General features: G+C 70.9%; 27 protein-coding genes. 16 read left to right on the plus strand and 11 right to left on the minus strand.

Annotation, left to right across the window (positions count from 1 at the left end):
- Positions 1-29: 29 nt before the first annotated feature.
- Entirely contained in the window at positions 30-155 is a 126-nt protein-coding gene (locus ACFPCV_RS10190; protein WP_378055836.1) for a hypothetical protein, read from the minus strand.
- Between the two features lie 60 nt (positions 156-215).
- The gene (gene corA / locus ACFPCV_RS10195) at positions 216-1292 is read right to left on the minus strand and encodes a magnesium/cobalt transporter CorA (RefSeq protein WP_378055837.1); all 1077 of its coding nucleotides are present in this window, start codon (positions 1290-1292) and stop codon (positions 216-218) included.
- A 271-nt stretch (positions 1293-1563) separates the two neighbouring features.
- On the opposite strand from corA, the gene ACFPCV_RS10200 reads away from it, so the two are divergent.
- Positions 1564-2070, plus strand: coding sequence for a MaoC family dehydratase (locus ACFPCV_RS10200; RefSeq protein WP_378055838.1), 507 nt, complete (start codon positions 1564-1566; stop codon positions 2068-2070).
- 5 nt (positions 2071-2075) lie between these two features.
- Positions 2076-3158, plus strand: a complete 1083-nt coding sequence (locus ACFPCV_RS10205; RefSeq protein ID WP_378055839.1) for a DUF2332 domain-containing protein — start codon at positions 2076-2078, stop codon at positions 3156-3158.
- Between the two features lie 4 nt (positions 3159-3162).
- On the opposite strand, the gene ACFPCV_RS10210 is transcribed toward ACFPCV_RS10205, so the two are convergent.
- A complete protein-coding gene (locus tag ACFPCV_RS10210) occupies positions 3163-3588 on the minus strand; it encodes an NUDIX hydrolase (RefSeq protein WP_378055840.1) in 426 nt (141 codons plus the stop codon).
- 148 nt (positions 3589-3736) lie between these two features.
- Between ACFPCV_RS10210 and ACFPCV_RS10215 the strand changes: the two genes are divergently transcribed.
- From ACFPCV_RS10215 to ACFPCV_RS10240, 6 genes are read left to right on the plus strand one after another with little or no spacing between them, the layout of a single operon-like run.
- Positions 3737-3901, plus strand: a complete 165-nt coding sequence (locus ACFPCV_RS10215) for a hypothetical protein (RefSeq protein WP_378055841.1) — start codon at positions 3737-3739, stop codon at positions 3899-3901.
- Positions 3902-3919: 18 nt separating this feature from the next.
- On the plus strand, positions 3920-4480 hold the full coding sequence (locus ACFPCV_RS10220; RefSeq protein WP_378055842.1) for a PH domain-containing protein: 561 nt from the start codon (positions 3920-3922) through the stop codon (positions 4478-4480).
- A 16-nt stretch (positions 4481-4496) separates the two neighbouring features.
- Positions 4497-5357 carry a PHP domain-containing protein gene (locus tag ACFPCV_RS10225; protein WP_378055843.1) on the plus strand — a complete coding sequence of 287 codons (861 nt, stop codon included), beginning with the start codon at positions 4497-4499 and terminating at the stop codon, positions 5355-5357.
- 53 nt (positions 5358-5410) lie between these two features.
- Positions 5411-6055, plus strand: coding sequence for a MarC family protein (locus ACFPCV_RS10230; RefSeq protein WP_378055844.1), 645 nt, complete (start codon positions 5411-5413; stop codon positions 6053-6055).
- Between the two features lie 52 nt (positions 6056-6107).
- On the plus strand, positions 6108-6914 hold the full coding sequence (locus tag ACFPCV_RS10235) for a RecB family exonuclease (protein ID WP_378055899.1): 807 nt from the start codon (positions 6108-6110) through the stop codon (positions 6912-6914).
- A 30-nt stretch (positions 6915-6944) separates the two neighbouring features.
- The gene (locus tag ACFPCV_RS10240) at positions 6945-7283 is read left to right on the plus strand and encodes a hypothetical protein (protein WP_378055845.1); all 339 of its coding nucleotides are present in this window, start codon (positions 6945-6947) and stop codon (positions 7281-7283) included.
- A 53-nt stretch (positions 7284-7336) separates the two neighbouring features.
- On the opposite strand, the gene ACFPCV_RS10245 is transcribed toward ACFPCV_RS10240, so the two are convergent.
- The 4 genes from ACFPCV_RS10245 to ACFPCV_RS10260 form a co-directional block, all read right to left on the minus strand.
- Entirely contained in the window at positions 7337-7903 is a 567-nt protein-coding gene (locus ACFPCV_RS10245) for a dihydrofolate reductase family protein (protein WP_378055846.1), read from the minus strand.
- An 82-nt stretch (positions 7904-7985) separates the two neighbouring features.
- The gene (locus ACFPCV_RS10250) at positions 7986-8864 is read right to left on the minus strand and encodes an alpha/beta fold hydrolase (RefSeq protein ID WP_378055900.1); all 879 of its coding nucleotides are present in this window, start codon (positions 8862-8864) and stop codon (positions 7986-7988) included.
- Between the two features lie 78 nt (positions 8865-8942).
- The gene (locus tag ACFPCV_RS10255; RefSeq protein ID WP_378055847.1) at positions 8943-10334 is read right to left on the minus strand and encodes an Rv3212 family protein; all 1392 of its coding nucleotides are present in this window, start codon (positions 10332-10334) and stop codon (positions 8943-8945) included.
- 6 nt (positions 10335-10340) lie between these two features.
- On the minus strand, positions 10341-11993 hold the full coding sequence (locus tag ACFPCV_RS10260; RefSeq protein WP_378055901.1) for a DEAD/DEAH box helicase: 1653 nt from the start codon (positions 11991-11993) through the stop codon (positions 10341-10343).
- A 240-nt stretch (positions 11994-12233) separates the two neighbouring features.
- Between ACFPCV_RS10260 and ACFPCV_RS10265 the strand changes: the two genes are divergently transcribed.
- Positions 12234-12893 carry a ferritin-like fold-containing protein gene (locus tag ACFPCV_RS10265; RefSeq protein WP_378055848.1) on the plus strand — a complete coding sequence of 220 codons (660 nt, stop codon included), beginning with the start codon at positions 12234-12236 and terminating at the stop codon, positions 12891-12893.
- Between the two features lie 36 nt (positions 12894-12929).
- Positions 12930-13157, plus strand: a complete 228-nt coding sequence (locus ACFPCV_RS10270; protein WP_378055849.1) for a DUF3107 domain-containing protein — start codon at positions 12930-12932, stop codon at positions 13155-13157.
- Positions 13158-13210: 53 nt separating this feature from the next.
- Here ACFPCV_RS10270 and ACFPCV_RS10275 read toward each other — a convergent pair whose 3' ends face one another.
- Positions 13211-13927, minus strand: a complete 717-nt coding sequence (locus ACFPCV_RS10275; RefSeq protein WP_378055850.1) for a TetR/AcrR family transcriptional regulator — start codon at positions 13925-13927, stop codon at positions 13211-13213.
- A gap of 19 nt (positions 13928-13946) precedes the next feature.
- Positions 13947-14588 (minus strand): TetR/AcrR family transcriptional regulator, encoded by a 642-nt coding sequence (locus ACFPCV_RS10280; protein WP_378055851.1) that lies wholly within the window; start codon positions 14586-14588, stop codon positions 13947-13949.
- A 101-nt stretch (positions 14589-14689) separates the two neighbouring features.
- Between ACFPCV_RS10280 and ACFPCV_RS10285 the strand changes: the two genes are divergently transcribed.
- From ACFPCV_RS10285 to ACFPCV_RS10300, 4 genes are all read left to right on the plus strand, one after another.
- Positions 14690-15673: an alpha/beta fold hydrolase gene (locus tag ACFPCV_RS10285; protein ID WP_378055852.1), complete on the plus strand. Its 984-nt coding sequence runs from the start codon at positions 14690-14692 to the stop codon at positions 15671-15673.
- Positions 15674-15755: 82 nt separating this feature from the next.
- On the plus strand, positions 15756-16751 hold the full coding sequence (locus tag ACFPCV_RS10290; RefSeq protein ID WP_378055853.1) for a DUF3152 domain-containing protein: 996 nt from the start codon (positions 15756-15758) through the stop codon (positions 16749-16751).
- A 125-nt stretch (positions 16752-16876) separates the two neighbouring features.
- Positions 16877-18055, plus strand: a complete 1179-nt coding sequence (gene moeZ, locus ACFPCV_RS10295; protein WP_378055854.1) for an adenylyltransferase/sulfurtransferase MoeZ — start codon at positions 16877-16879, stop codon at positions 18053-18055.
- An 86-nt stretch (positions 18056-18141) separates the two neighbouring features.
- On the plus strand, positions 18142-18939 hold the full coding sequence (locus ACFPCV_RS10300) for a TIGR02569 family protein (protein WP_378055855.1): 798 nt from the start codon (positions 18142-18144) through the stop codon (positions 18937-18939).
- On the opposite strand, the gene ACFPCV_RS10305 is transcribed toward ACFPCV_RS10300, so the two are convergent.
- The gene (locus ACFPCV_RS10305) at positions 18926-19453 is read right to left on the minus strand and encodes a hypothetical protein (RefSeq protein ID WP_378055856.1); all 528 of its coding nucleotides are present in this window, start codon (positions 19451-19453) and stop codon (positions 18926-18928) included. The two genes, ACFPCV_RS10300 and ACFPCV_RS10305, sit on opposite strands and share 14 nt — an antisense overlap.
- 84 nt (positions 19454-19537) lie before the next feature.
- Here ACFPCV_RS10305 and ACFPCV_RS10310 point away from each other — a divergent pair, with 84 nt between their 5' ends.
- Positions 19538-20527, plus strand: coding sequence for a pirin family protein (locus ACFPCV_RS10310; protein WP_378055857.1), 990 nt, complete (start codon positions 19538-19540; stop codon positions 20525-20527).
- Positions 20528-20623: 96 nt separating this feature from the next.
- On the plus strand, positions 20624-21271 hold the full coding sequence (locus tag ACFPCV_RS10315) for a class I SAM-dependent methyltransferase (RefSeq protein WP_378055858.1): 648 nt from the start codon (positions 20624-20626) through the stop codon (positions 21269-21271).
- A 10-nt stretch (positions 21272-21281) separates the two neighbouring features.
- Here ACFPCV_RS10315 and ACFPCV_RS10320 read toward each other — a convergent pair whose 3' ends face one another.
- Positions 21282-21569 carry an MGMT family protein gene (locus tag ACFPCV_RS10320; RefSeq protein WP_378055902.1) on the minus strand — a complete coding sequence of 96 codons (288 nt, stop codon included), beginning with the start codon at positions 21567-21569 and terminating at the stop codon, positions 21282-21284.
- Positions 21570-21650: the final 81 nt, after the last annotated feature.

Consider the following 21650-nt stretch of genomic DNA (forward strand, 5'->3'; position numbering starts at 1 on the left):
TCCGGGGCGCTGTCCGCGCGGCCGGGTCGTCAGCGGCCGCCCGCGGTGTCCGGGGCGATGTCCGGCCCCATGGCGATCAGCACCGTGACGACGACAAGCCAGGTGACGACGAACGTCAGCACCCAGAAACGCGGGTTGGTGAGCAGCTTCGACATGGGGAACCTCCCTCGACACACATGGACGGGTGATCAACCGGACTGCTGGGTGCGACCCAGCTACAGCCATCGGTTCCGGCGGAAGATGCGGTAGAGGATCAGACAGGCCCCCAGGATCACGAGCATCACGAGGGGGTAGCCGAACCGCCAGTGCGTCTCCGGCATGTAGTCGAAGTTCATGCCGTACACGCCGACCACCATCGTCGGCACGGCGATGATCGCCGCCCACGCGGTGATCTTGCGCATGTCGGTGTTCTGCTGCAGCGAGATCTTCGCGAGCGTCGCGTCGACCAGTGTGTTCAGCAGCTCGTCGAAGCTCGCCACCCGGTCGGAGACCGTGGTGAGATGGTCGTCGACGTCCCGGAAGTACGACCGGACCTGCTCGGGCACCAGCGGTGTGTAGCCCTCCGCGAGCCGCCGCAGCGGCACCGCGAGCGGCATGACCGCGCGGCGCAGCTCCAGGATCTCCCGCTTCATCAGGTACATCTGCTCGGCGCCGATCGTGCTGCGGGGCGCGAACACGCTGGTCTCGATCACGTCGATGTCGTTCTCGAACGACTCGCTCACGGCGAGGTAGGAGTCGACGATCCGGTCCGCGATCCCGTGCAGCACCGCGGCGGGCCCGATGGTCAGGCGGTCGGGTGCGGCCTCCAGCTCCTCCCGCAGCTGCTGCAGGCCGGAGTGCTTGCCGTGGCGCACGGTCACGATGAACTGCCTGCCGAGGAACGCCATGATCTCGCCGGTCTCGACGATCTCGTTGGCGGTGGTGGGCGACTCGTGCTCGATGTACCGGACGGTCTTGAGCACCATGAACAGCGTCTCTTCGTACCGGTCGAGCTTGGGCCGCTGGTGCGCGGTGACCGCGTCCTCCACGGCGAGCTCGTGCAGCCCGAACACCTCGGCGATGCCCTGCAGCTGCTCCTCACCCGGCTCGTACAGCCCGATCCACACGAACCCCTCGCGCCTGCGCCGGACCTCGGTGATCGCGTCCACCGGCGACCACTGGCCGGGAAGGCGCTCACCGTCGACGTACACGCCGCAGTCGACGACGTGTGCCTGCGCCGTCGCGGGCACGGGATGCTGGTGGCGCCGGTTGTTCCGGCCCCGCAGGTTGCCGAGCGAGGGGATGGCGGGCATGGTGACCTCCAGCTGGGAGACAGGACGGCACGCGCCAGAAAGGCGCCGGAGCGTCCGGCCGGAACCAGCGGGGACCTGCTGCCTTAGCGGGTGACCCTTCCAGCGAGGACGCGGGTGCTACTGCGACTTGTCACGCCGGCATGGTTATGCGGGTCGCTCACGCGTCCTCACCTCCTCGGGTCGTGTTGGTGCGGGCTCACTCACACACCAGTTGTCGAGGGTACTCCACCTGACAGACTGCTCGCGTCCGGTCATGACAGGGAGGTTCGCCGTGCAGTTCGGTCGCTACTACGAGGAGTTCGAGGTCGGGGCTGTCTACAAGCACTGGCCCGGCAAGACCGTGACCGAGTACGACGACCACCTGTTCTGCCTGCTCACGATGAACCACCACCCGCTGCACCTGGACGCGAACTACGCGGAGAACACCACCGACTTCGGCAGGAACGTGGTGGTCGGCAACTACATCTACTCGCTGCTGCTCGGCATGTCCGTGCCCGACGTCTCCGGCAAGGCGATCGCGAACCTGGAGATCGAGTCGCTGCGGCACGTCAGGCCGACCTTCCACGGCGACACCGTCTACGGCGAGACCGAGGTCCTCGACAAGACGCCGTCGAAGTCGAAGGACGACCGCGGTGTGGTGTACGTCGAGACCCGCGGCTACAAGCAGGACGGCACCGTGGTCTGCGTCTTCCGGCGCAAGGTGATGGTCCCGAAGCGCTCTTACGGACAGGCCCGGGGAGGCGAACAGCCCGGCCGGCCCGAGCCTGCGGCAAACTAGGGGGCATGAGCGCCGCGCTGGATGAGGTTCGGGATCGGTTGCGGCGGTTCGCCGACGAAGCAGCGGAAGTTTCGCCCCTGTACAGCCATCTCGCCGCGCACGCGGCGGATGACGACGAGGTGGCGGGTCTGCTGAGCGATGCGACCACGCCCGATCCGGCACTGTTGCTCGCCGCGGTCCAGCGCGTGCTGCAGGCGGAACCGTTCCACGAGCTGACGAACTACTACCCGGCACTGGGCGGCTCCTACGGGCCGGACCCGGGCCTGTGGCCGATGTTCCGCACGTTCGTGCTGGACCGGGCCGACCGGGTGCGGGCGCTGGTCGCGAGCCGGGTGCCGCGCGGCAACGAGGTCGGCAGGGCCGCCCTGTTCTACCCGGCCGTCGCATACGCGGCGCGGCAGGCGGGCGGCGGACCGGTGGGGCTGCTCGAGGTCGGTGCGTGCGCCGGTCTGCTGCTGGGCATGGACCTGTACTCGTACCGGTACCAGTCGGAGCAGTCCGGCCAGATCGTCGCCGGGCCGGGGCGGGCCGCGCTGGGGCTGCACTGCGCGCTGCGGCTCGAACCGGGGCGGAAGGGCCCGACGATCCCGAAGCGGCTCCTGGTGTCGGCGAAGATCGGGCTCGACCCCGATCCGGTGGACCTCGACGACGAGGACGAGTACGCGTGGCTGGAGGCCTGCGTCTGGCCGGACCAGCCGGACCGGCTGCGGCAGCTGGGCGCCGCGGCGACGGCACGCAGGAAGAAGGCACCGACGCTGATCAAGGGCGACCCCGTCGGGGACCTCGCCGCCGCGGCGGCCCGGATCCCCCTCGAACTGCCCGTGATCCTGCTCACCAGCAACGCATTGCGATCACTTTCGGCCGAACGGGTGACGGCCTTCCGGTCGGCGGTCGCTGAGTTGGCCGCCGGACGACCGGCCCACTGGGTGAGCCTGGAGGCGTACGCGACCGGCCTGTGCCCGGACCGGCCCGACCTGGACACCGGACAGGCGGTGCTCGCGAGCACCCGGTGGGTCGACGGCGCGGAGGAGACGACCGTGCTCGCGCAGACCTCGTGGCACGGCGAACGCATGCACTGGCTGGTGTGAGCCGCTAATGGCGGGGGAGCACCCGCCAGCCGGTCAGTGTCGCCGCCAGCCGGTCGACCAGCAGACCGCGCCGGTCGAGGTCGGTGAATGTGACGAGGTCCACCCACGCGACAGCGGAGGCGTCGTCACCTGCGGAAAGCCGGCCGCCGACGACCTGTGCGGCGTAGTCGAAGATCATGAAGACACCCTTCGGAGCGGGTCGCGATACGCTCCCGACCAAGGATCCGGCCAGCACCTCGAGGCCGGTCTCCTCGCGGAGTTCGCGGGCGACGGCGCACGCGTCGCTCTCCCCGGGCTCCACGCGGCCACCTGGCAGGGACCACTGCCCACGGCCGGGGTCGTTGGCTCGCTGGACCAGCAGCAACCGCCCCTCCGCGTCGTGCACGACCGCGCCGACACACCGGATCATCGGACCGTCGGAGTCGTTCATGGACACGCAGAGTAGCGGCTGGGAGGCGAGTTACCCGACCCTTGCCCCAAGAGCAGTACTAGTCTCCCGTTTGGCCGCACCGTGCTGTACAACGGTTTTCAAGAACGCAAAGGTCAGCAACCCACCCATGGACACGGAGTAACACCCGGTGAAAGCCAAGAAGGTCCTCATAATCTCTGGCGCGGCGTTGTTGGTGTTCTTCCTGGTCACCCAACCCGTGCAGTCCGCAGCACTCGTGACGTCCATCCTGAACACCCTGAAGGACGCGGCAGAAGCGGTCATCACGTTCGTACGCTCGGTCTTCCAGACCTGAGCCGAGTAACGTCGAACCATGTTCGCCCCACGGGATTCAGACGAGTACCTGCTTGACTCTGAACGCCGGGTCATCCGGGTGCGCCTGCACTGGGCATGCCTCGCCTGGGACATCTTCGAGACGATCGCGCTGCTCGCGGTCGCGGTGATGGTGTCCTACCTGCTACCGCCGTCGATGTGGCTCGTCCAGAACGTCCTGTGGTACGCGGCGCTGTTCGTACTGCTCCGCTTCGCCTACCAGGTCGTGTCCTGGTGGGTGGAGCGGATCGTGGTGACCGACAAACGCATGATGATGACGACCGGCATCATCACCACGAAGGTGCTGATGATGCCGATCGGCAAGGTCACCGACCTCACCTACGAACGACCGCTCCTGGGCCGCGTACTGGGCTACGGCACGATGATCGTCGAGTCGGCCGGTCAGATCCAGGCGCTGAACCGCCTCGAGTACCTGCCCAAGGCCGAGCAGGTCTACGACGCGATCTCGGAGCTGGTCTTCGGCGACAAGGAAGCGCAGAAGACCCGCTTCTCGATGATCAAGGCGCAGCGGCTGGCCAGGCGCAAGCCGATGGTGGGCTAGAGCGTTCAATAGGGGTGTGAGGATTGATCTGCACACCCACTCGACCGCGTCGGACGGCACCGACACCCCGGCACAGCTGATCGCGAACGCCGCCGCGACCGGGTTGACCGCACTGGCGATCACCGACCACGACACGACGGCCGGGTGGGACGAGGCGCGGAGCGCGCTCCCGCCCGGCCTCCGGCTCGTCCGGGGGGCGGAGCTGTCGTGCGTGAGCCCGGACGGGCGCGGTGGTCACTGCACCGTCCACCTGCTCGCGTACCTGTTCGACCCGAACGCGCCCGCGGTGGTCGAGGAGTACGCGCGGGCGCGGGCCGAGCGGCGCGAACGTCTCGCCAGGATCGCCGACCTGATGGCGGCGGACGGGTTCCCCATCTCCGCCGGGTCGTTGCTGGCGTCGGTGCCGGAGACGGCGACCGCGGGACGGCCGCACCTGGCGATGGCGTTGATGCGCGCCGGGGTCGTGTCGTCGGTCGACGAGGCGTTCGCCCGGTTCCTGAACGACCGGGGGCGGTACTACCTGCCCAGCTCCCGGACGCCGATCTTCGAGTCGATCGAGATGATCGAGCGGGCAGGCGGGGTGACCGTGCTCGCGCACGCCTTCGCCACGCACCGGGGGCCGACGGTGACCGGCGAGGTGATCAAGGAGCTGGCCGGGGTCGGGCTCGGTGGCGTGGAGGTCGATCACCCCGACCACGACCCGGCGGCACGCAAGCGTTTGCGCGTGCTCGCCGACGAGATGGGGCTGATCGTGACCGGGTCCAGCGACTACCACGGGACCAACAAGACGATCCGGCTCGGGCAGGAGACCACCGCACCGGAGATGCTGGAGGAGATCACGCGCCGGGGCACCGGCGTGCCTGTCGTCGACGGCTGAACGCGCCTTTCGCGGCGCCCCTGGCGCGGCGGCGCCTGATGGCTGGTGCGCGAATGTCCTCTGTGGCATGGCAGGCTGGCGCGGTGCCGTTCGATGCCCGTCTGTTCGCCGAGGCGACGATCACCCTCGTCGTGATCATGGACCCGCCCGGGACCGTGCCTGTCTTCCTCAGTCTGGTCGGGCGGAGGACGCGGGCGGCGCGGGTGCGTGCCGCGCGGCAGGCCGTGCTCGTCGCGCTCGCGGTGATCAGCATGTTCGCCGTCGGCGGAGAGGCGATTCTCTCCTACCTCGGCATCGGGATCCCCGCCGTGCAGGGCGCGGGCGGGTTGCTGCTCCTGCTGATCGCGCTCGACCTGCTCACCGGGCGGGACACCACCCAGCCCCAGGAGGTCGACGACGTCAACGTCGCGCTTGTGCCGCTCGGTACCCCGCTGCTCGCCGGGCCCGGTGCGATCGCGGCGACGATCGTCTTCGTGCGGCACGCGGAAGGACAGGCCGGGTCGTACATCGCGTTGGCGCTCGCCATCGTCGCCGTCCACTTCATCCTGTGGCTGTGCCTGCGCTTCTCCGGGCTGCTGATCCGCGTGTTCAAGGACAGTGGCATCACGTTGCTCGCGAAGATCGCCGGTCTGCTGCTCGCGGCGATCGCGGTGCAGTTGATCGCGGACTCGGTGCAGGGGTTCGTGAGCGGGGCGTAGTCCTGTCGGTGCTGTCCTCTACCGTGGCACCGTGCAACTCGGGTTCGACGCCATGCCGCGCAGGCTCATCAAGGTCACCCCGTCCCGGCTCGCGACCTGGGTGGACTGTCCGCGCCGGTTTCGCATGGCCTACCTCGACCGGCCGACACCGCCGCGGGGTGGGGCGTGGGCGCACAGCACGCTGGGCGCGGTGGTGCACAACGCTTTGCGCGCGTTCTTCGACCTGCCCCTTGCCCGGCGCACGCCGGAGGCCGCGGCCGCTCTGGTCGGGCAGCACTGGAGCGACGAGGGGTTCGCCGGGCCGGCGCAGGCCGCCGAGTACCGCAACCGTGCCGCCGGGTGGGTGTCCGACTACGTCGCCGAGATCGACGTCTCGATCGAGCCCGTCGGCCTGGAGCGGTGGGTTTCCGCGCCCGTCGGGACCATCGTCGCCGAGGGGCGGGTCGACCGGATCGACGAGCGGGACGGCGAGGTCGTCGTCATCGACTACAAGACCGGGCGGTCCGCGTTGACCACCGACGACGCGCGTGGCTCCCAGGCGCTGGCGCTGTACGTGCTGGCCGCGCGGCGCACCCTGCGGCGGCCGTGCACCAGGGTCGAGCTGCACCACCTGCCGACCGGGACCGTCGCGGCGTGGGAGCACACCGAGGAGTCCCTTGCGCGGCACCGCACGCGCGCCGAGGAGGCGGCCGAGGAGTACCACCTCGCCACCGACACCCTCAAGGCGGGCGGTGACCCCGACGTGCTGTTCCCCGCACAGGTCGGCCGCCAGTGCTCGTGGTGTGACTTCCGCCGCAGCTGCCAGGAAGGCCAGGCCGCCGGACCCGCCGCGGAGCCCTGGGCGATGCTCGTGCCGTGAGTTACAGTGCCCCCGACTTGTGGAGGTCGTGTGGACTACTCGAACGCGGTCACGGCGGAACTGCCGGTGGCCCCACGACCCGGCCCGGCGTCCCGGCACCGTGGTGGGCCGTGGCGTGAGCTGTCCGGCGCGCTCGCGGTGGGCATGTCCGTGCTCGCCGTGGTCGTCGTCGTGTTCCAGGTGCTCGCGTTCGCCCGGGACATGCCCGGGCCCGGTGCGCTGACCGTGCTGGGCCACATCGCGGCCGCCGTGCTCGCCGTGTTCGTGCAGCGGTACGCCGACCGGCACGCCGGGTGGATGGCCGTGTTGTCCGTGCTGGGTGTGGTCGCCGTGTCCGGGGCCGCGCTCTGGCTGTTCTGGTGGGCCTGAGTCAGGCGGGCCACAGCAGGTCGGCGAACTCGTGCACCGCGAGGCGGCGTCGCTCAAGGCGTGGTGCGAACGTAGGTCGCGATGAGCACGCCGGTGCCGGTCGGGACCGACGAGACCAGCTCGAACGCCCCGGCGGGCAGCGTGAGGCGGCGGCCGGTGCCGAGCGCGAGCGGGTGGATCAGCAGCGTGTAGCTGTCGACGAGCGCGCCGAGCGAGGCCACCAGCGCACCGCTGCCCAGCACCGCGATGCTGCCGCTCAGCCGCTCCTTCAGCGCGGCCACCTCGTCGACCGAGGTCAGCAGCGTCGAGTTCCGCCACGGCAGGCCGGTCAGCGTCCTGGACAGCACGTACTTGGGTGTCTCGTCCAGCATCGCCGTGAACGGGTTGCCGTCGGTCTGCTTCGGCCAGAAGCCGTGGAAGTCCAGGTAGGTCCGTCTGCCGAACAGCAGCGCCGACGTCGTGGCCATGCCCTTGCCCGCCTGCTCCATCGCGACCTGGTCCATGTACGGCGCGGCCCAGCCGCCCGCCGTGAAGCCGTCGCGGGTGTCCTCGTCGGGCCTGCCCGGCGCCTGCATCACACCGTCGAGCGTCACGCTCTCGGTGACCGCCAGCTCCGCCATCGTGTCCTCCCCGGGTCGGGCACCGGCCGGTCGCCGGTGTCTCGTCCTCTACACGAACGGCGTCGCGGCGGATCGACAGCGCTCAGGAGGAAAGCCAGGACCGCCACGTCGGCACGAGCGCGGCGAGCAGCTCCTCCGGGTTCTCGGTGTTCGGCGAGTGGCGGGCCGCGGGGATCACGGCGAAGTCCGCGTCGAGGCGGTCGGCCATGTCGCGCTGTGCCGACACCGGCCACGCGTCGTCGAGCTCGCCGCAGCACACCAGGCACGGTGTGCCCGACGTGTGGAGCACGCGGGCGAGCGAGCTGACCAGGTCCGGCTCGGTCCGCAGCGCGCGTGCCTTGCCGAGCAGTGCCGCCGGGCGCGACCGCAGGAACCGGTCGCGGAAGAACGCCACCAGCTCCGGGGATCGCCCCGGCTGCGGCGGCGTCATCGCGTCGAGCTGTTCGCGCAGCTTGTACGCGGCCTCGATGCCGTGCTCGCGCATGGCGGGCTCACCGAAGTCCAGTATCTGGCGGCGCACGCCCTCCGGCAGCTCCGAAGGACCGGAGTCCATCAGCGTCAGGCCGGTGACCGGGGCACCCGCCAGCACGGCGCCCCGCGCGACCAGCCCGCCGAACGAGTGGCCGAGCAGCATGACCTGCCCGCCGTCGGCAGCGAGCTTGCCGACCAGCTCGGCGATGACCCCGCCGAGCGCGGCGGGCTGGTAGGCCGCCTCGTCGTCCGGGCCGCCGGACTCGTACTGGCCGGGCAGGTCGACGGCGATCGCGTCGAAGCCCGCGGCCGCGATCGGGTCGAGCAGCGGCGCGAAGTCCTCCTTGGACCCGGTGTAGCCGGGCAGCAGCAGGGCGGTCGGCCTGGGTTCCTTCGCGTCGACCGCGCGCCTGACCAGCGCGGCGAGATGGCCGTACCGGCTATGCAGGTCCACCCGGTCCGCCCCGTGCGGGGACAGCTGCGACGGAATGTTCACTCTCCGAGTGTGCCTCAACGGCCCTCGTGAACGTGTGGAGCCGGACCCGGAGTTCGCTCACACCGCGAAACCTCAGCGCAGCGCGACCAGCGTGTCACCGCGCTGCTCGAACACCATCGGGCCGAGCGCCGACATGGTGATCTCGCCGTCGTGGCCGCCCCGGTCGATCGGGGTGTTCGCCACGACCTCGCCGGTGGCCGGGTCCAGCACCGCGATGCCGCCGGTGACCGGGACGAGGATCTTGCCCGCGAACGCGGTGCCCGGGCCCATCGCGTTCTCGACGGTCCACAGCGGGCGCAGGTCGTCGAGCGACAGCGCGATCGTGCGGGAGCCGGTGTACCAGTAGACGGCGCCGGTCACGCGGTTCACCGACATCGTGTGGCCCTCCGGTTCGCCGCGCAGGTCGTCGGGCGCCAGCTCCAGCGGGTAGGTCCGGACCTGTTCGCCCTGCTCGTCCAGCAGGACCAGGCGGTTCGGGTTGGGCAGCGCGACCGCCGTGCACTGCTGCACGTCGTCGGGCGCCTCCGGGTCGAGCCTGCACTGCTCGCTCATCGCGACGACCTTGGCGTCGTTGCCGACCACGACACTGGCCACCTCCACCGGCTTCTCGGAGTCGTCCTCGCCGGTCGCCTTGTAGACGGTGAGCCGGTCGCCGGGGTCGGTCGGGCAGCGCTCGACGACCGCGATCTTGCCGGTGACCACGGCGACCGTGCCGTACTCGCAGCCGTTCCTCGGCTGCTTGCCCGGGTTCTGGAGCGCGCCGATCCGGCCGTACTCCATGGTCTGCACCAGGTCGGAGCGCCACGTGGTGAGCAGGCTGTCGCCGGTGGCGGTGACGTACGTGCCGTCGGACAGCAGCCGGGTGCCCAGCTCCGCGTCGGAGTTGCGGGTGCCGAGGTAGGGGTTGTCGCGCTGCTCGTCGGGCCGCGCCGGGCGGCCGCGCTGGCCGGTTTCCGGCCACAGCGCGGTGACCTCGCTGCAGCCGCCCGCCTTGCGGGGGTCGTCCGCGCGCAGCAGGTTGTCCGTCCTCGCGTACACGGCGAGCGCCAGCTGCCACGCCGACGACACCGTGCACAGCGGCAGGTCACGGGCGTAGCGCCAGCGGACCTCGCCGGTCAGCGGGTCCCGGCCCGCGACCTCGCCGCCCGCCTCGGTGTTGTTGCCGGTCACCAGCGCAGGGCCGACCGTCACCGGCTCCGGCGTCGCGGACGAGTCCGCCCGCCACACCTCGGCGAGCGAGGGCGGGAACACGGCGGGCCGCGCGGGTGACTCGAGCGGGCTGCTCGCGGTCTGCGACGTGGTCGCGCGCAGGTCGCTGGACTGCCACAGCAGCAGCCCGCCGACCAGGGCGGCCACGCCGATGACCGCCACGACGAGGACGTCGCGCTTGCGATGAAACCTGGTTCGCTCCCAGCGCTCGACGGGCTCGTCCGTCCCGTCGAGCACGTCCTCGTCACCGATCATGGTGACCTAGTCTGCCGAGTTGTTTGTTTCGCCGGTGTTCGGCGTCTCGCTCATGGGCACCCCGCCCCGGCTGCGGCGGCGCCGCGTGCGGGCCGGGCGCTCCGACTTGGGCGAACTGGTGGCCTCCTGCGTCTCCGCGGGCTGCTCACCCTCACCGCCGCCACCGCCGCTGCCGCCGCGGCGGCGACGACGGCGCTGCCTCGGCTCACCACTGCCCTCGCCGGGCTCGGTGGTGGTGCGGGGCGCGTCGGCGGCCGGGCCCGCCGTCCTGCGCGCACGCTTGCGGTTGCGGCCCTTCTTCGCGCCGCCCAGGTCCTCCTCCGGCTCGGCCGAGAGGCCCGCGCGGGTCCGCTTGGCCAGCGGCAGCCTGCCGGTCGAACCCGCCGGGATGCCCAGGTCGGAGAACAGGTGGTCGGAGGTCGAGTACGTCTCGACCGGCTCCGGCATGTCCAGGCCCAGCGTGTCGCTGATCAGCTTCCAGCGCGGTTCCTCGTCCCAGTCGACGAGCGTGACCGCCACCCCTTCGCGACCCGCGCGGCCGGTGCGGCCGATGCGGTGCACGTAGGTGCCGTCGTCCTCGGGGCACTGGAAGTTGATGACGTGCGTGACGTCGTCGATGTCGATGCCGCGGGCCGCGACGTCCGTGGAGATCAGGACGTCGACCTTGCCTGCGCGGAACGCGCGCAGCGCCTGCTCACGCGCGCCCTGGCCGAGGTCACCGTGCACGGCCGCGACCGCGAAACCGCGCTCCTCCAGGTCGTCGGCGACCTTCTGCGCGGTGCGCTTGGTGCGGCTGAAGATCATCGTCAGGCCGCGGCCCTCCGCCTGCAGCGCCCGCGCGACGATCTCGATCTTGTCGAGCGAGTGCGCGCGGTAGACGAACTGGCGGGTGCGCTCGTGGATCGCGCCGGCGTCGTTCTCCTCGGCGCGGATGTGCGTCGGCCGGGTGAGGAACGTGCGGGCCAGCGTGATGATCGGGCCCGGCATGGTCGCGGAGAACAGCATGGTCTGCCGCTCGTCGGGCACCATGCGCAGGATCCGCTCGATGTCGGGCAGGAAGCCCAGGTCGAGCATGCGGTCGGCCTCGTCGAGCACCAGCGCCCGGACCTTGCCGAGCACCAGGTGGCGCTGCTCCGCGAGGTCCAGCAGGCGGCCGGGGGTGCCGACGACGACGTCGACGCCCTTGCGCAGCGCCGCGATCTGCGGCTCGTACGGGCGGCCGCCGTAGATGGCCTCGACGCGGATGCCGAGGTGCTTGCCCGCGTCGGACAGGTCGTGGTTGACCTGAAGGCACAGCTCACGGGTCGGCACCACGATCAGCACCTGCGGGGTGCCGTCGCCGGGCAGCTCGATCCGGTTGAGCAGCGGAACGCCGAAGCCCAGCGTCTTGCCGGTGCCGGTGCGTGCCTGGCCGATGACGTCCTCGCCGGCGAGCGCCAGCGGCAGCGTCAGCTCCTGGATCGCGAACGTCCGCTCGATGCCGGCCTCGGAGAGGGCCTTGACGATCTCCGCCTTCACGCCGAACTCGGCGAACGTGGGGGAGTCGTTGCGGACGGGCGCGTCGGCCTTCAGCGGATGCGACGTGTCGGTGTCCGGGACCCCTGCCTCGCTGTGCTCCAGCGTGACCGGATCCAGGTCCTGTGTGTTCTGTTCAGTGATGTGATCTCTCCCTTGTCCAGCGCGCTCCGCCCTGGACGGGCCGCTCGACCGCACCGTTTCGGTAGGTGCGGGAGGGCCGGCGAGGCGCGCACACCCTCTGTACGCAGCTCATTTGACAAGCCTGCGTCCTCTCCAGTCTACCCGCGAGGGTCGGCGGATAGGCTTTGGGCGTGCGCGGAGCCTGCGGAGCGAACCATGGATACCGGGACAACGGCCGCTTCGAGCTTGCGGGGAGCGGCGGTGAGTGATTCGCACGACAGTGCCATCGGTCCCGGGGTCGTCGACCTGCTCGGAGTGCTCGCCTACGGGGAGTTGTCGGCCTTCGACCGGCTCGCCGAGGACGCGCGGACGGCGCCGTCCATCGCGGGCAGGGCCGCGTTGTCGGCCATGGCGGCGGCCGAGATGGGCCACTACGGCCGGATCGAGCAGTACCTCGCGGCACACCACATCGACGTGCAGGACGCGATGCGCCCGTTCATCGGGCACTTCGACACCTGGCACGCGTCCACGGCGCCGAGGTCGTGGCTGGAGTCGCTGGTCAAGGCGTACGTCGGCGACGGGCTCGCCGCCGACCTGTACCGCGAGATCGCGTCGTGGCTGGACGCGGAGACCGCCGCGCTGGTGACGGAGGTCCTGGGTGACACGGGTCACTCCGCGTTCGCCCAGCGCGAAGTGAAGGCGGCCATCGAACGCGACCGCACGGTGCGCGACCGGCTCACGCTGTGGGGACGGCGGCTGCTCGGCGAGGCACTCACGCAGGCCCAGTACGTGGTGGCGGAGCGGGACGGCCTGGCGGAGCTGATCGTGACCGGCACCGGCGACCTCGCCGGAATCGCCGCGCTGTTCCGGCGGTTGCAGCAGCAGCATGGCAAGCGGATGTCCGCGCTCGGTCTCGGCTAGCCTTGCCACGTCGTACATCGCGGTTTTGGAGGTCAGATGGAGGTCAAGGTCGGAGTCGCGGACACCGCGCGAGAGCTGCTGATCGACAGCTCGCAGACTCCGGAAGAGGTGGAGTCGTTGGTGACCGACGCGTTGAAGGACTCCTCGGGGACCTTGTCGCTCGTCGACAACAAGGGGCGCCGTTTCCTGGTGCCGTCCGCTCGCGTGGCGTACGTGGAGATCGGCTCGGCCGACTCCAGGAAGGTGGGTTTCGTCACCACCTGAGTGAGCTTGGGCGAAAGGGCAGGATCCCGAGAGGGTCCTGCCCTTTCGGTTGTTCAGCCCGCGCTCGGGTGCGCTTCCGACAGCTTCACGACCCGGTTCAGCTCCAGCGGCTTGTGCGGGTCGAGCGTGACGCCGTTCGCTCGGGTGAAGCCGTCGATGGCGGCCCAGATGATCTGGGTCAGGTACTCGACCACCGCGTCGCGGCTCATGGTGCGGCGTTCCAGCCACCACTCGCTGACGTTCTGGACCATCCCGACGATGCCGTGCGCCCACGGCTCCGCGGCGCCGGAGTCCAGGTTCATCGCCCGCAGGTAGTCGCCGAGCAGGGCGGAGAGGGCCTGCGCGATCAGCTCCTTGTCCTCCGCGACGATGTCCTGCTCGACCGGCCGGTTCGCGAGCGAGCGGCGGACCAGCAGGCGGTACAGGTGCGGGTACTCCTCGACGGTGGTGAAGAACGCGTCGAGGCTCTTGCGGATGCGCGGGATCGGCGCTTCCTCGTTGTTGAGCGCGGGGATGAGCCGGTCGAACAGGATCTCGGTGCCGCGGTGCCCCAGTGCGACGAACAGGTCGGCCTTGTCGGCGAAGTGCCGGTACAGGACGGGTTTCGTGACGCCCGCCTCGGCCGCGATGTGGTCCATGCCCACGTCCGGGCCGTGTTCGGCGAGCGCACGCATCGCCGCCTCGACGAACTCCGTCCGCCGTGCCGCCCGGTGGGAGCGCCAGCGGTCGCGTCTCGCGTCACCGGTCGAACTGCCGGTAGTTTCTGGCATTTGGCCGAATCTACTCCTACTACGACTGGTGCAGCGGGTAACCGCCGCCGATGCCTTTCCACGCGAGTGTGCTGATCAGCCCGACGGCCTCGTCCTTGGCCATCGAGCGGCCGTCCGCGAGCCACGAACGGGCCGCGACCTGGCTGATCCCGACGAGCCCGACCGCGAGCAGCCGCGCGGGCTCCTCGGCCAGGCCGGCGTCGGCGGTGATGGTCCTGGTGATGGCCTGCACGCACGCGTCGGTGCCGCGGTCGATGGCCGCCTGCACCACCGGCTCGCCGCGCAGGTCGGACTCGAAGACCAGCCGGTAGGCCTGGCTCTCGCCGTCGACGAAGTCGAAGTACGCGCTCACCGCGTTCTGCACCCGGACCTTGTTGTCCGTGGTCGACTCCATCGCGTCGGTCACCCGCGTGATCAGCTCGTCGACGTGGATCTCGAGCAGCGCGAGGTAGAGCTCCAGCTTGCCGGGGAAGTGCTGGTAGAGCACCGGCTTGGAGACACCGGCGCGCTCGGCGATCTCGTCCATGGCGGCCGCGTGGTAGCCGTTCGCCGCGAAGACGTCCTGTGCGGCGGCCAGCAGCTGGGCGCGCCGAGCGGTGCGCGGCAGCCGCGCGGCCCGGTTCGCCTGGCCGGCCAGTCCGTGCTGAATCGTCTCCGACATGCGCGCCCTCCACGTCCATCCCGGGTCGGGCTTGCCGACCCGTGGCCCCTGACCTTACTCGCCGGTAATGCGAGTCCGGGAGAGTCATGGACACTGGACGGGTGAGCACCGGTACCGAATCCCGCCCTCCGATCACGTACGTCCCGCTGTCCGACGCGGTCCTGCCCGCCGTCGACATGTCGATCCCGCCGTGGCCGGGCGAGGACCGGACCGCGGGCGGGGTCCGCATGCACGTCCGCGTCACGCCGGGTCCCGAGGACGCCCCCACCGCCGTCTACGTGCACGGACTCGGCGGCTCGGCGACGAACTGGACCGACCTCGCGGCCCAGCTGTCCACCAGGGTGCCCGGCATCTCGGTGGACCTGCCGGGGTTCGGCCGGTCGGAACCGGAGAAGGACTTCGACTACTCGATCCCGGCGCACGCCGACGCGGCCGCGCGGTTCATCCGCGGTCTCGGCGTCGGCCCGGTGCACCTGTTCGGGAACTCGATGGGCGGCGCGATCTCGATGAACATCGCCGCCGACCACCCCGACCTGGTCCGCACGCTGACGCTGGTGTCACCCGCCGTGCCCGACCTGCGGCCGCTCGTCTCGCGGATGTCCGACCCGCGCCTCGCCATCGCCTACCTGCCGCTGGTCGGCGCGTCCGTGCGCCGCAGGCTCGCGACGATGCCCGTGGAGCAGCGGGTGGTGCAGCTGCTGAAGCTGGTGTTCGCGGACGTGGAGCGGGTGCCGCGGTCCCGCAAGGAGGAGGCGGCCGCGGAGTTCGAGGAGCGCGCGCGGATGGTGTGGGCCAACCCGGCGCTGGCCCGCAGCACGATCGGGTTGTTCCGGTCGTGGCTGGTGCCCCGGTCGAGGTCGATGTGGACGCTGGCGCCGAAGATCAAGGCGCCGACGCTGGTCGTGTGGGGCACCGACGACAAGCTGGTGACCGTCCGCAAGGCGCCGAGGACCGCCAGGCTCATCCCGAGGGCGCGGCTGCTGGTGCTGCCGAGGACCGGGCACGTCGCGCAGATGGAACGGCCCGGCACGGTCGCCCGCGCCGTGCTCGGCATGTGGGAGCAGGTCGAGACGGGAAACTGGTGACCATGGTTCACGTCGGTGGGAAACGTCACTCGGACGTGCCGTGTGAATCAGCGCCGTGGCCCGTGTGTGGCACCCTGGGACCGTGACCAAGCGGGTCCACGACCGTTACCGCGCAGGTGAGCGCCGCACGTCTGCGGAGCCTCTCGCGGCGTCGTGGCGACCCGAGACGCCGCCGGGGAAGAAGACGCCCAGGAAGAAGGGCGTGCTCGCGACCTACGGCTGGCGCGTGTACGCGGTGCCGGTGCTGGTGGCGATCACCGCGCTCGTGCTGGTCCAGACCGCGGACGAGGACAGCTCCGGGCAGTCCGCGCAGGACGGCACCACGCAGCTCCCGGACCCCCAGGACTCCGGCGACGTGCAGGAGGGCCCCGGGGTCAGCGAGAAGCCCGTGAAGCCGCAGGACCTCAAGATCCCGACCGCCGACCTGCCGCCCGGCGCCGCGTTCCCGCAGGCGGGGCAGGGCGAGTGGACGGTCGTCCCCGGCACCACGCCCAGGGTGGGCAGCGCGGGCGAGCTGTACACATACACGATCGAGATCGAGAAGGGCATCGACCTGGCCCCCTACGGCGGCATCGACTCGTTCGGCAAGCTCGTGGACACCACGCTCGCCGACCCGCGCGGCTGGGTGTCGACCGGCCAGGTGTCGGTGCAGCGCGTCGACGGCGACGCCGACCCGGACATCCGGGTCAGCCTGAGCACTCCGGAAACCGTCCACCGGCCGGACTTCTGCGGCTACTCGATCAAGTACGAGTCGTCGTGCTGGCGGCGCAGCGAGAAGCGGGTGATGATCAACCTGGCCCGCTGGGTGCGCGGCGCGCTCGCGTTCAGCGGCGACATCGGCTCCTACCGCGAGTACGCCATCAACCACGAGATCGGGCACGCCTTCGGCAACGGCCACGTCGGCTGCGCGGAGGAGGGCGGTCTCGCGCCGGTGATGATGCAGCAGACCTTCGGCGTGAACAACGACTTCGTGGCCCGCCTGAACGACCAGGTCGGCAACGCGGACCCGGTGCAGCCCGACGGCAAGACGTGCCGCGTCAACCAGTGGCCCAACCCGCAGGCCCAGCCACCGGGCTGAACTCCCAGAGCGCATCTTCCATGGCATGCTTCCCGCGATGTGGGACACGCGGAAGAGCGCGTGGGACGATCGCGTTGTACGTGGAGAGACTTGGAGTCATCCAGTCACGCGTCGAGGAGGAACCCATGGCAAGCGGTTTGCCACCGCTGGTGGAGCCGGCCGCCGAGCTCACCAAGGACGAGGTCGCCCGCTACAGCCGTCACCTGATCATCCCGGACGTCGGGGTCGACGGGCAGAAACGGCTGAAGAACGCGAAAGTCCTCGTCGTCGGTGCGGGCGGACTGGGCAGCCCAGCGCTGCTGTACCTGGCCGCGGCCGGTGTCGGCACGCTCGGCGTGATCGACTTCGACGTGGTGGACGAGTCGAACCTGCAGCGTCAGGTCATCCACGGCGTCTCGGACATCGGGAAGCCGAAGGCACAGTCGGCCAAGGAGTCGATCGCGGAGATCAACCCGCTGATCGACGTCGTCCTGCACCAGGAGCAGCTGACCAGCGACAACGCGCTGGACGTGTTCCGCGGCTACGACCTGATCCTGGACGGCACGGACAACTTCGCCACCCGCTACCTCGTGAACGACGCCGCGGTGCTGCTCGGCAAGCCGTACGTCTGGGGCTCGATCTTCCGGTTCGAGGGCCAGGTCAGCGTGTTCTGGGAGGACGCGCCGGGCGGCCAGGGCCTGAACTACCGCGACCTCTACCCCGAGCCGCCGCCGCCCGGCATGGTGCCGTCGTGCGCCGAGGGTGGCGTGCTCGGCGTGCTGTGCGCGTCGATCGGCTCGGTCATGGTCACCGAGGCGATCAAGCTGATCACCGGAATAGGTGAACCGCTGCTCGGACGGCTGATGGTGTACGACGCGCTGGAGATGAGCTACCGGACCATCAGGATCCGCAAGGACCCCGAGTCCAAGCCGATCGAGGGCCTCATCGACTACGACGCGTTCTGCGGTGTCGTCTCCGACGACGCCCAGCAGGCCGCCGCGGGCAGCACGATCACGCCGCGTGAGCTCAAGGACAAGTTCGACCGGGGCGAGGAGTTCGCGCTGATCGACGTCCGCGAGCCGCACGAGTACGAGATCGTGAAGATCCCCGGCTCGGTGCTGGTCCCGAAGGACGAGATCCTCTCCGGCACCGCGCTCGCGACGCTGCCCCAGGACAAGCCGATCGTCCTGCACTGCAAGTCCGGTGCCCGGTCCGCGGAGGCGCTCGCCGCTCTGCACAAGGCGGGGTTCGCCGACGCCGTGCACGTCGGTGGCGGGGTGCTCGGCTGGGCGCGGGACATCGACCCGAGCCTGCCGACCTACTGACGCAGCTGGTCCATTCGGGTCAGCGATGTGCTCTGCGGCGTGACCTGCACGACGTGAAACGGTGCGGCGGGGTAGCGTGCCTGGACGTGACTGCGTCCCCACCTGCCCCGCCGCCTCAGCACGTACGTGCTGCCTTCGGCGCGAAGGACAGCGTGCCGGAACTGGTCGGCAACGGCCCGCTGTGGCGTTGTGACGTCATCGCGCTGCGGCCGGTGACCAACCCCGCCGAGGCGTCCTGGGTAGCGCAGACGCTGACCGAGCTGCAGGTGCCGGACCTGCGCATCGGCCGCCCGGTGCGGTCGAGCGACGGGCGGTACGTCGTCGGTGGCTGGATCGCGTTCCGGCACATCGAGGGCCGCCCGGAGCCGCGCTACGACGAGGTCGTCGCCGCGTCGCTGCGGCTGCACAAGGCGACCGCGGACCTGCCCCCGCCGCGGTTCCTCGCGTTGCGGGCCGACGTGTTCGCGATGGCCGACCGCGCCGCCGCCGGTGAGGAGGAGGCGCCGCTGAACCCGTCGCTGGGCGGGCGGTTGTTCGACGTGATCTCCGGTGCCCGCAAGCCGATGAACCTGCGCGCCCAGGTGGTGCACGGGGACCTGTTCGGCAACGTGCTCTTCGCCGGGAACGCCGCACCGGGCATCGTCGACTTCACCGCGTTCCACCGCCCCGCCGAGTGGGCCGCCGCGGTCGTGGTCGTGGACGCGCTGGCGTGGGGCGGCGCGGACGAGGGACTGCCGAAACGGTGGTCGCACCTGGCGGAGTGGTCGCAGGCGCTGTTGCACGCGTTGCTGTTCCGGCTCGCGGTGCACGCGCTGCACCCGCACTCGACCGACCGTTCGATGCGTGGCCTCGAGCGGGCCGCGCGGCACATCACCACGTTGTAGCGGCCGGACCGAACATCATCTGCAGGTACATGACCAGCAGCGAGAGCCGTCCGTCGAGCAGCACGTACCCGGACGGCAACGCGATGGCGGCGAGTCCGGCGGCGGCCAGGTTCATCCGCTTCGGTTTCGCCAGCAGACCCGCGACGAGCGCGAACGGCAGCCCGCCGCAGGTGTAGGCGAGGACCAGTTGCGCGGTGTGCGCGAACTCGGCGTGAAAGGTGACCGCGGCCGCGTACCCCCAGCCCGCGAGCCCGCCGCCCGCGACGAGGACGGTCCAGAGCAGCACGCCGCGCCCGCCGTTCGGGAGCCAGCTCGCGTGCTGGGTGCGCCAGCCGATCGCGAGGGTGGCGACGCCCAGTGCGAACAGCAGCACGGCGAGCGTGAACACCGACGTGGCCGACAGCAACCAGAGCGGGATGAACGGCAGCCCGCCGGTGCCGGTGGTGAACAGGATCGCGAGGGTGCCCGTGACCGCGGAGCCCGCCAGCCAGGTCAGCCCGAGCTGCCGCCACATGGGACGCACTGTACCGGCGCCGGGAATAATTGAACCCGCAACTACCTTGTGGCTGGCGTACCGTTCCCTCCCAGGAGGCGCGACATGCCTGCGATCACCGCGGACACACTGACCCTGCCAAGACTCTCCGTGCCTGCCGACCCGGCGTGGCGCGAGCCGTACAAGGTGGTGACGGCGCAGAAGTTCATCGAGGGCGAGGGGTTCCAGGTGCGCCGTCCGTTCCCCGGCACCGACCTGGCGCTCGCGGACCCGTTCCTGCTGCTGGACCACATGGGTGCCGTCGAGTACGGCCCCGGTGAGGCCAAAGGCGCGCCGTGGCACCCGCACCGCGGCTTCGAGACCGTGACCTACATGATCGACGGCGCGTTCCAGCACACCGACTCGATCGGTGGCGGCGGCCTCATCACCGACGGCGCGACGCAGTGGATGACCGCGGGCGCCGGGATCCTGCACAACGAGGTGCCCCCGCAGGAGATGGTCGCCCGGGGTGGCCTGTTCCACGGCGTGCAGCTGTGGGTGAACCTGCCGCGTGCGCTGAAGATGACCACGCCCCGCTACCAGGACATCCGCGCGACCGACGCGGCATTGCTGTCCAGCGACGACGGCGGCGCGCTCGTCCGCGTCATCGCGGGTTCGCTCGCCGGGCACGACGGTCCCGGCGTCACGCACTCGCCGATCACGTACCTGCACGCGACGGTCAGCCCCGGCGCACGGCTGGCGATGCCGTGGCCCGCCGACTACAACGCGCTGGTGTACGTGCTGTCCGGCCGCGGCACGGTCGGCGCCGCCGGTCGCCCGCTGGCCGAAGGTCAGCTGGCCGTCCTCGGCCCCGGCGACGCGCTGTCGATGCGGGCGGTGGACACCCAGCCGTCGAACTCGCCGACGGGGTGGGAGATCCTCGTGCTGGGCGGTGCGCCGATCAACGAGCCGGTGGCGAGGTACGGCCCGTTCGTGATGAACACCCGCGAGGAGATCGTGCAGGCCTTCGAGGACTTCCAGGCTGGCCGCCTCGGTCAGATCCCCGCGGAACACCTGGCGCACCGTTCGACCGCGGACGACCCGCTGTCGCGGTGAGGGGCCGGTCCTCGGGCGCGCGTGTTGCCGGAACGGCAACGGGGTTGTGCCATTTCGTCGTGGGGCGCGCACGATGTGGCCGGAGGTGATCGACGAATGGCAGCCGGAGCGGGAGACGTCGCGCCGGGGTTCGGCCGGGGGTTCTGGGAGCAGCGTTGGTCGCAGGTGCTGCGTGAGCACGCGGACCAGGTCGCGCGGCGCCCGCCCAACGCGCACCTGACCGCCGCGGCCGCCGACCTGCGGCCCGGGGTCGCCCTCGACGCGGGGTGCGGGCACGGGGCCGAGTCGCTCTGGCTCGCCGCCCGTGGGTGGCGGGTGACCGCGGTCGACTTCTCCCCGGCCGCGTTGGCGCACGCGCGGACGACGGCGGCGGCCGTGGGGGCGGACCTCGCCGGGCGCATCGGGTGGGTCGAGGGGGACCTCGCGGTCTGGACCCCGCCGCCCGCGCACTACGACCTCGTGGTCTCGCTGTACGTGCACGTGGCCGGGCCGGTCACGGAGATGGTCCGGCGGATGGCTTCCGGGGTCGCGCCCGGCGGCACGTTGTTCCTCGTCGGTCACCGGCCCGTCGATCCGGCCACCGGGGCCGAGACCGCGGCGGCCGGGCAGGTGCAGGTTTCCGTTGCCGCCGCGGTCGCCGCGCTCGACCCCGCGCACTGGGAGTTCGCGGTCGCCGAGGACCGGCCGCGGGCGGTGGCGGGGACCGGGGTCGACGCCGTGATCCGTGCGCGGCGCCTTTCCTGACCGGTGCGGTCTACGGCTGCCAGCGGTACTCGCGCATGCTGACCTTCTCGCCGTCGGCCAGAACGCCTTCCGCGCGCAGCAGTTCCAGCTGCCTCCTGGCCAGGCCCGCCGCCGGGGTGCCGTTCGCACGCAGCACCCGGTGCCATGGCAGGTCGTGGCCGTCCTCGGACAGGATGCGGCCCACCAGGCGCGGTGTCGGCGCCGAAGCCAGCGCCGCGATGTCACCGTACGACGCGACCCGGCCACGTGGAATCGACCTGATGATCTCTCGTACCCGCTCGTGCAGCTCCTCGGACACCACGGGAGTCAGTATGACGGCGTGCCGCTCGCGACCCCGCGGGCCCGGCGTGGTTCCATCGTCGGCGTGGTCGTCACGAGC

It is taken from the genome of Actinophytocola glycyrrhizae (genome assembly GCF_042653545.1).
Lineage (GTDB): Bacteria > Actinomycetota > Actinomycetes > Mycobacteriales > Pseudonocardiaceae > Actinophytocola > Actinophytocola glycyrrhizae.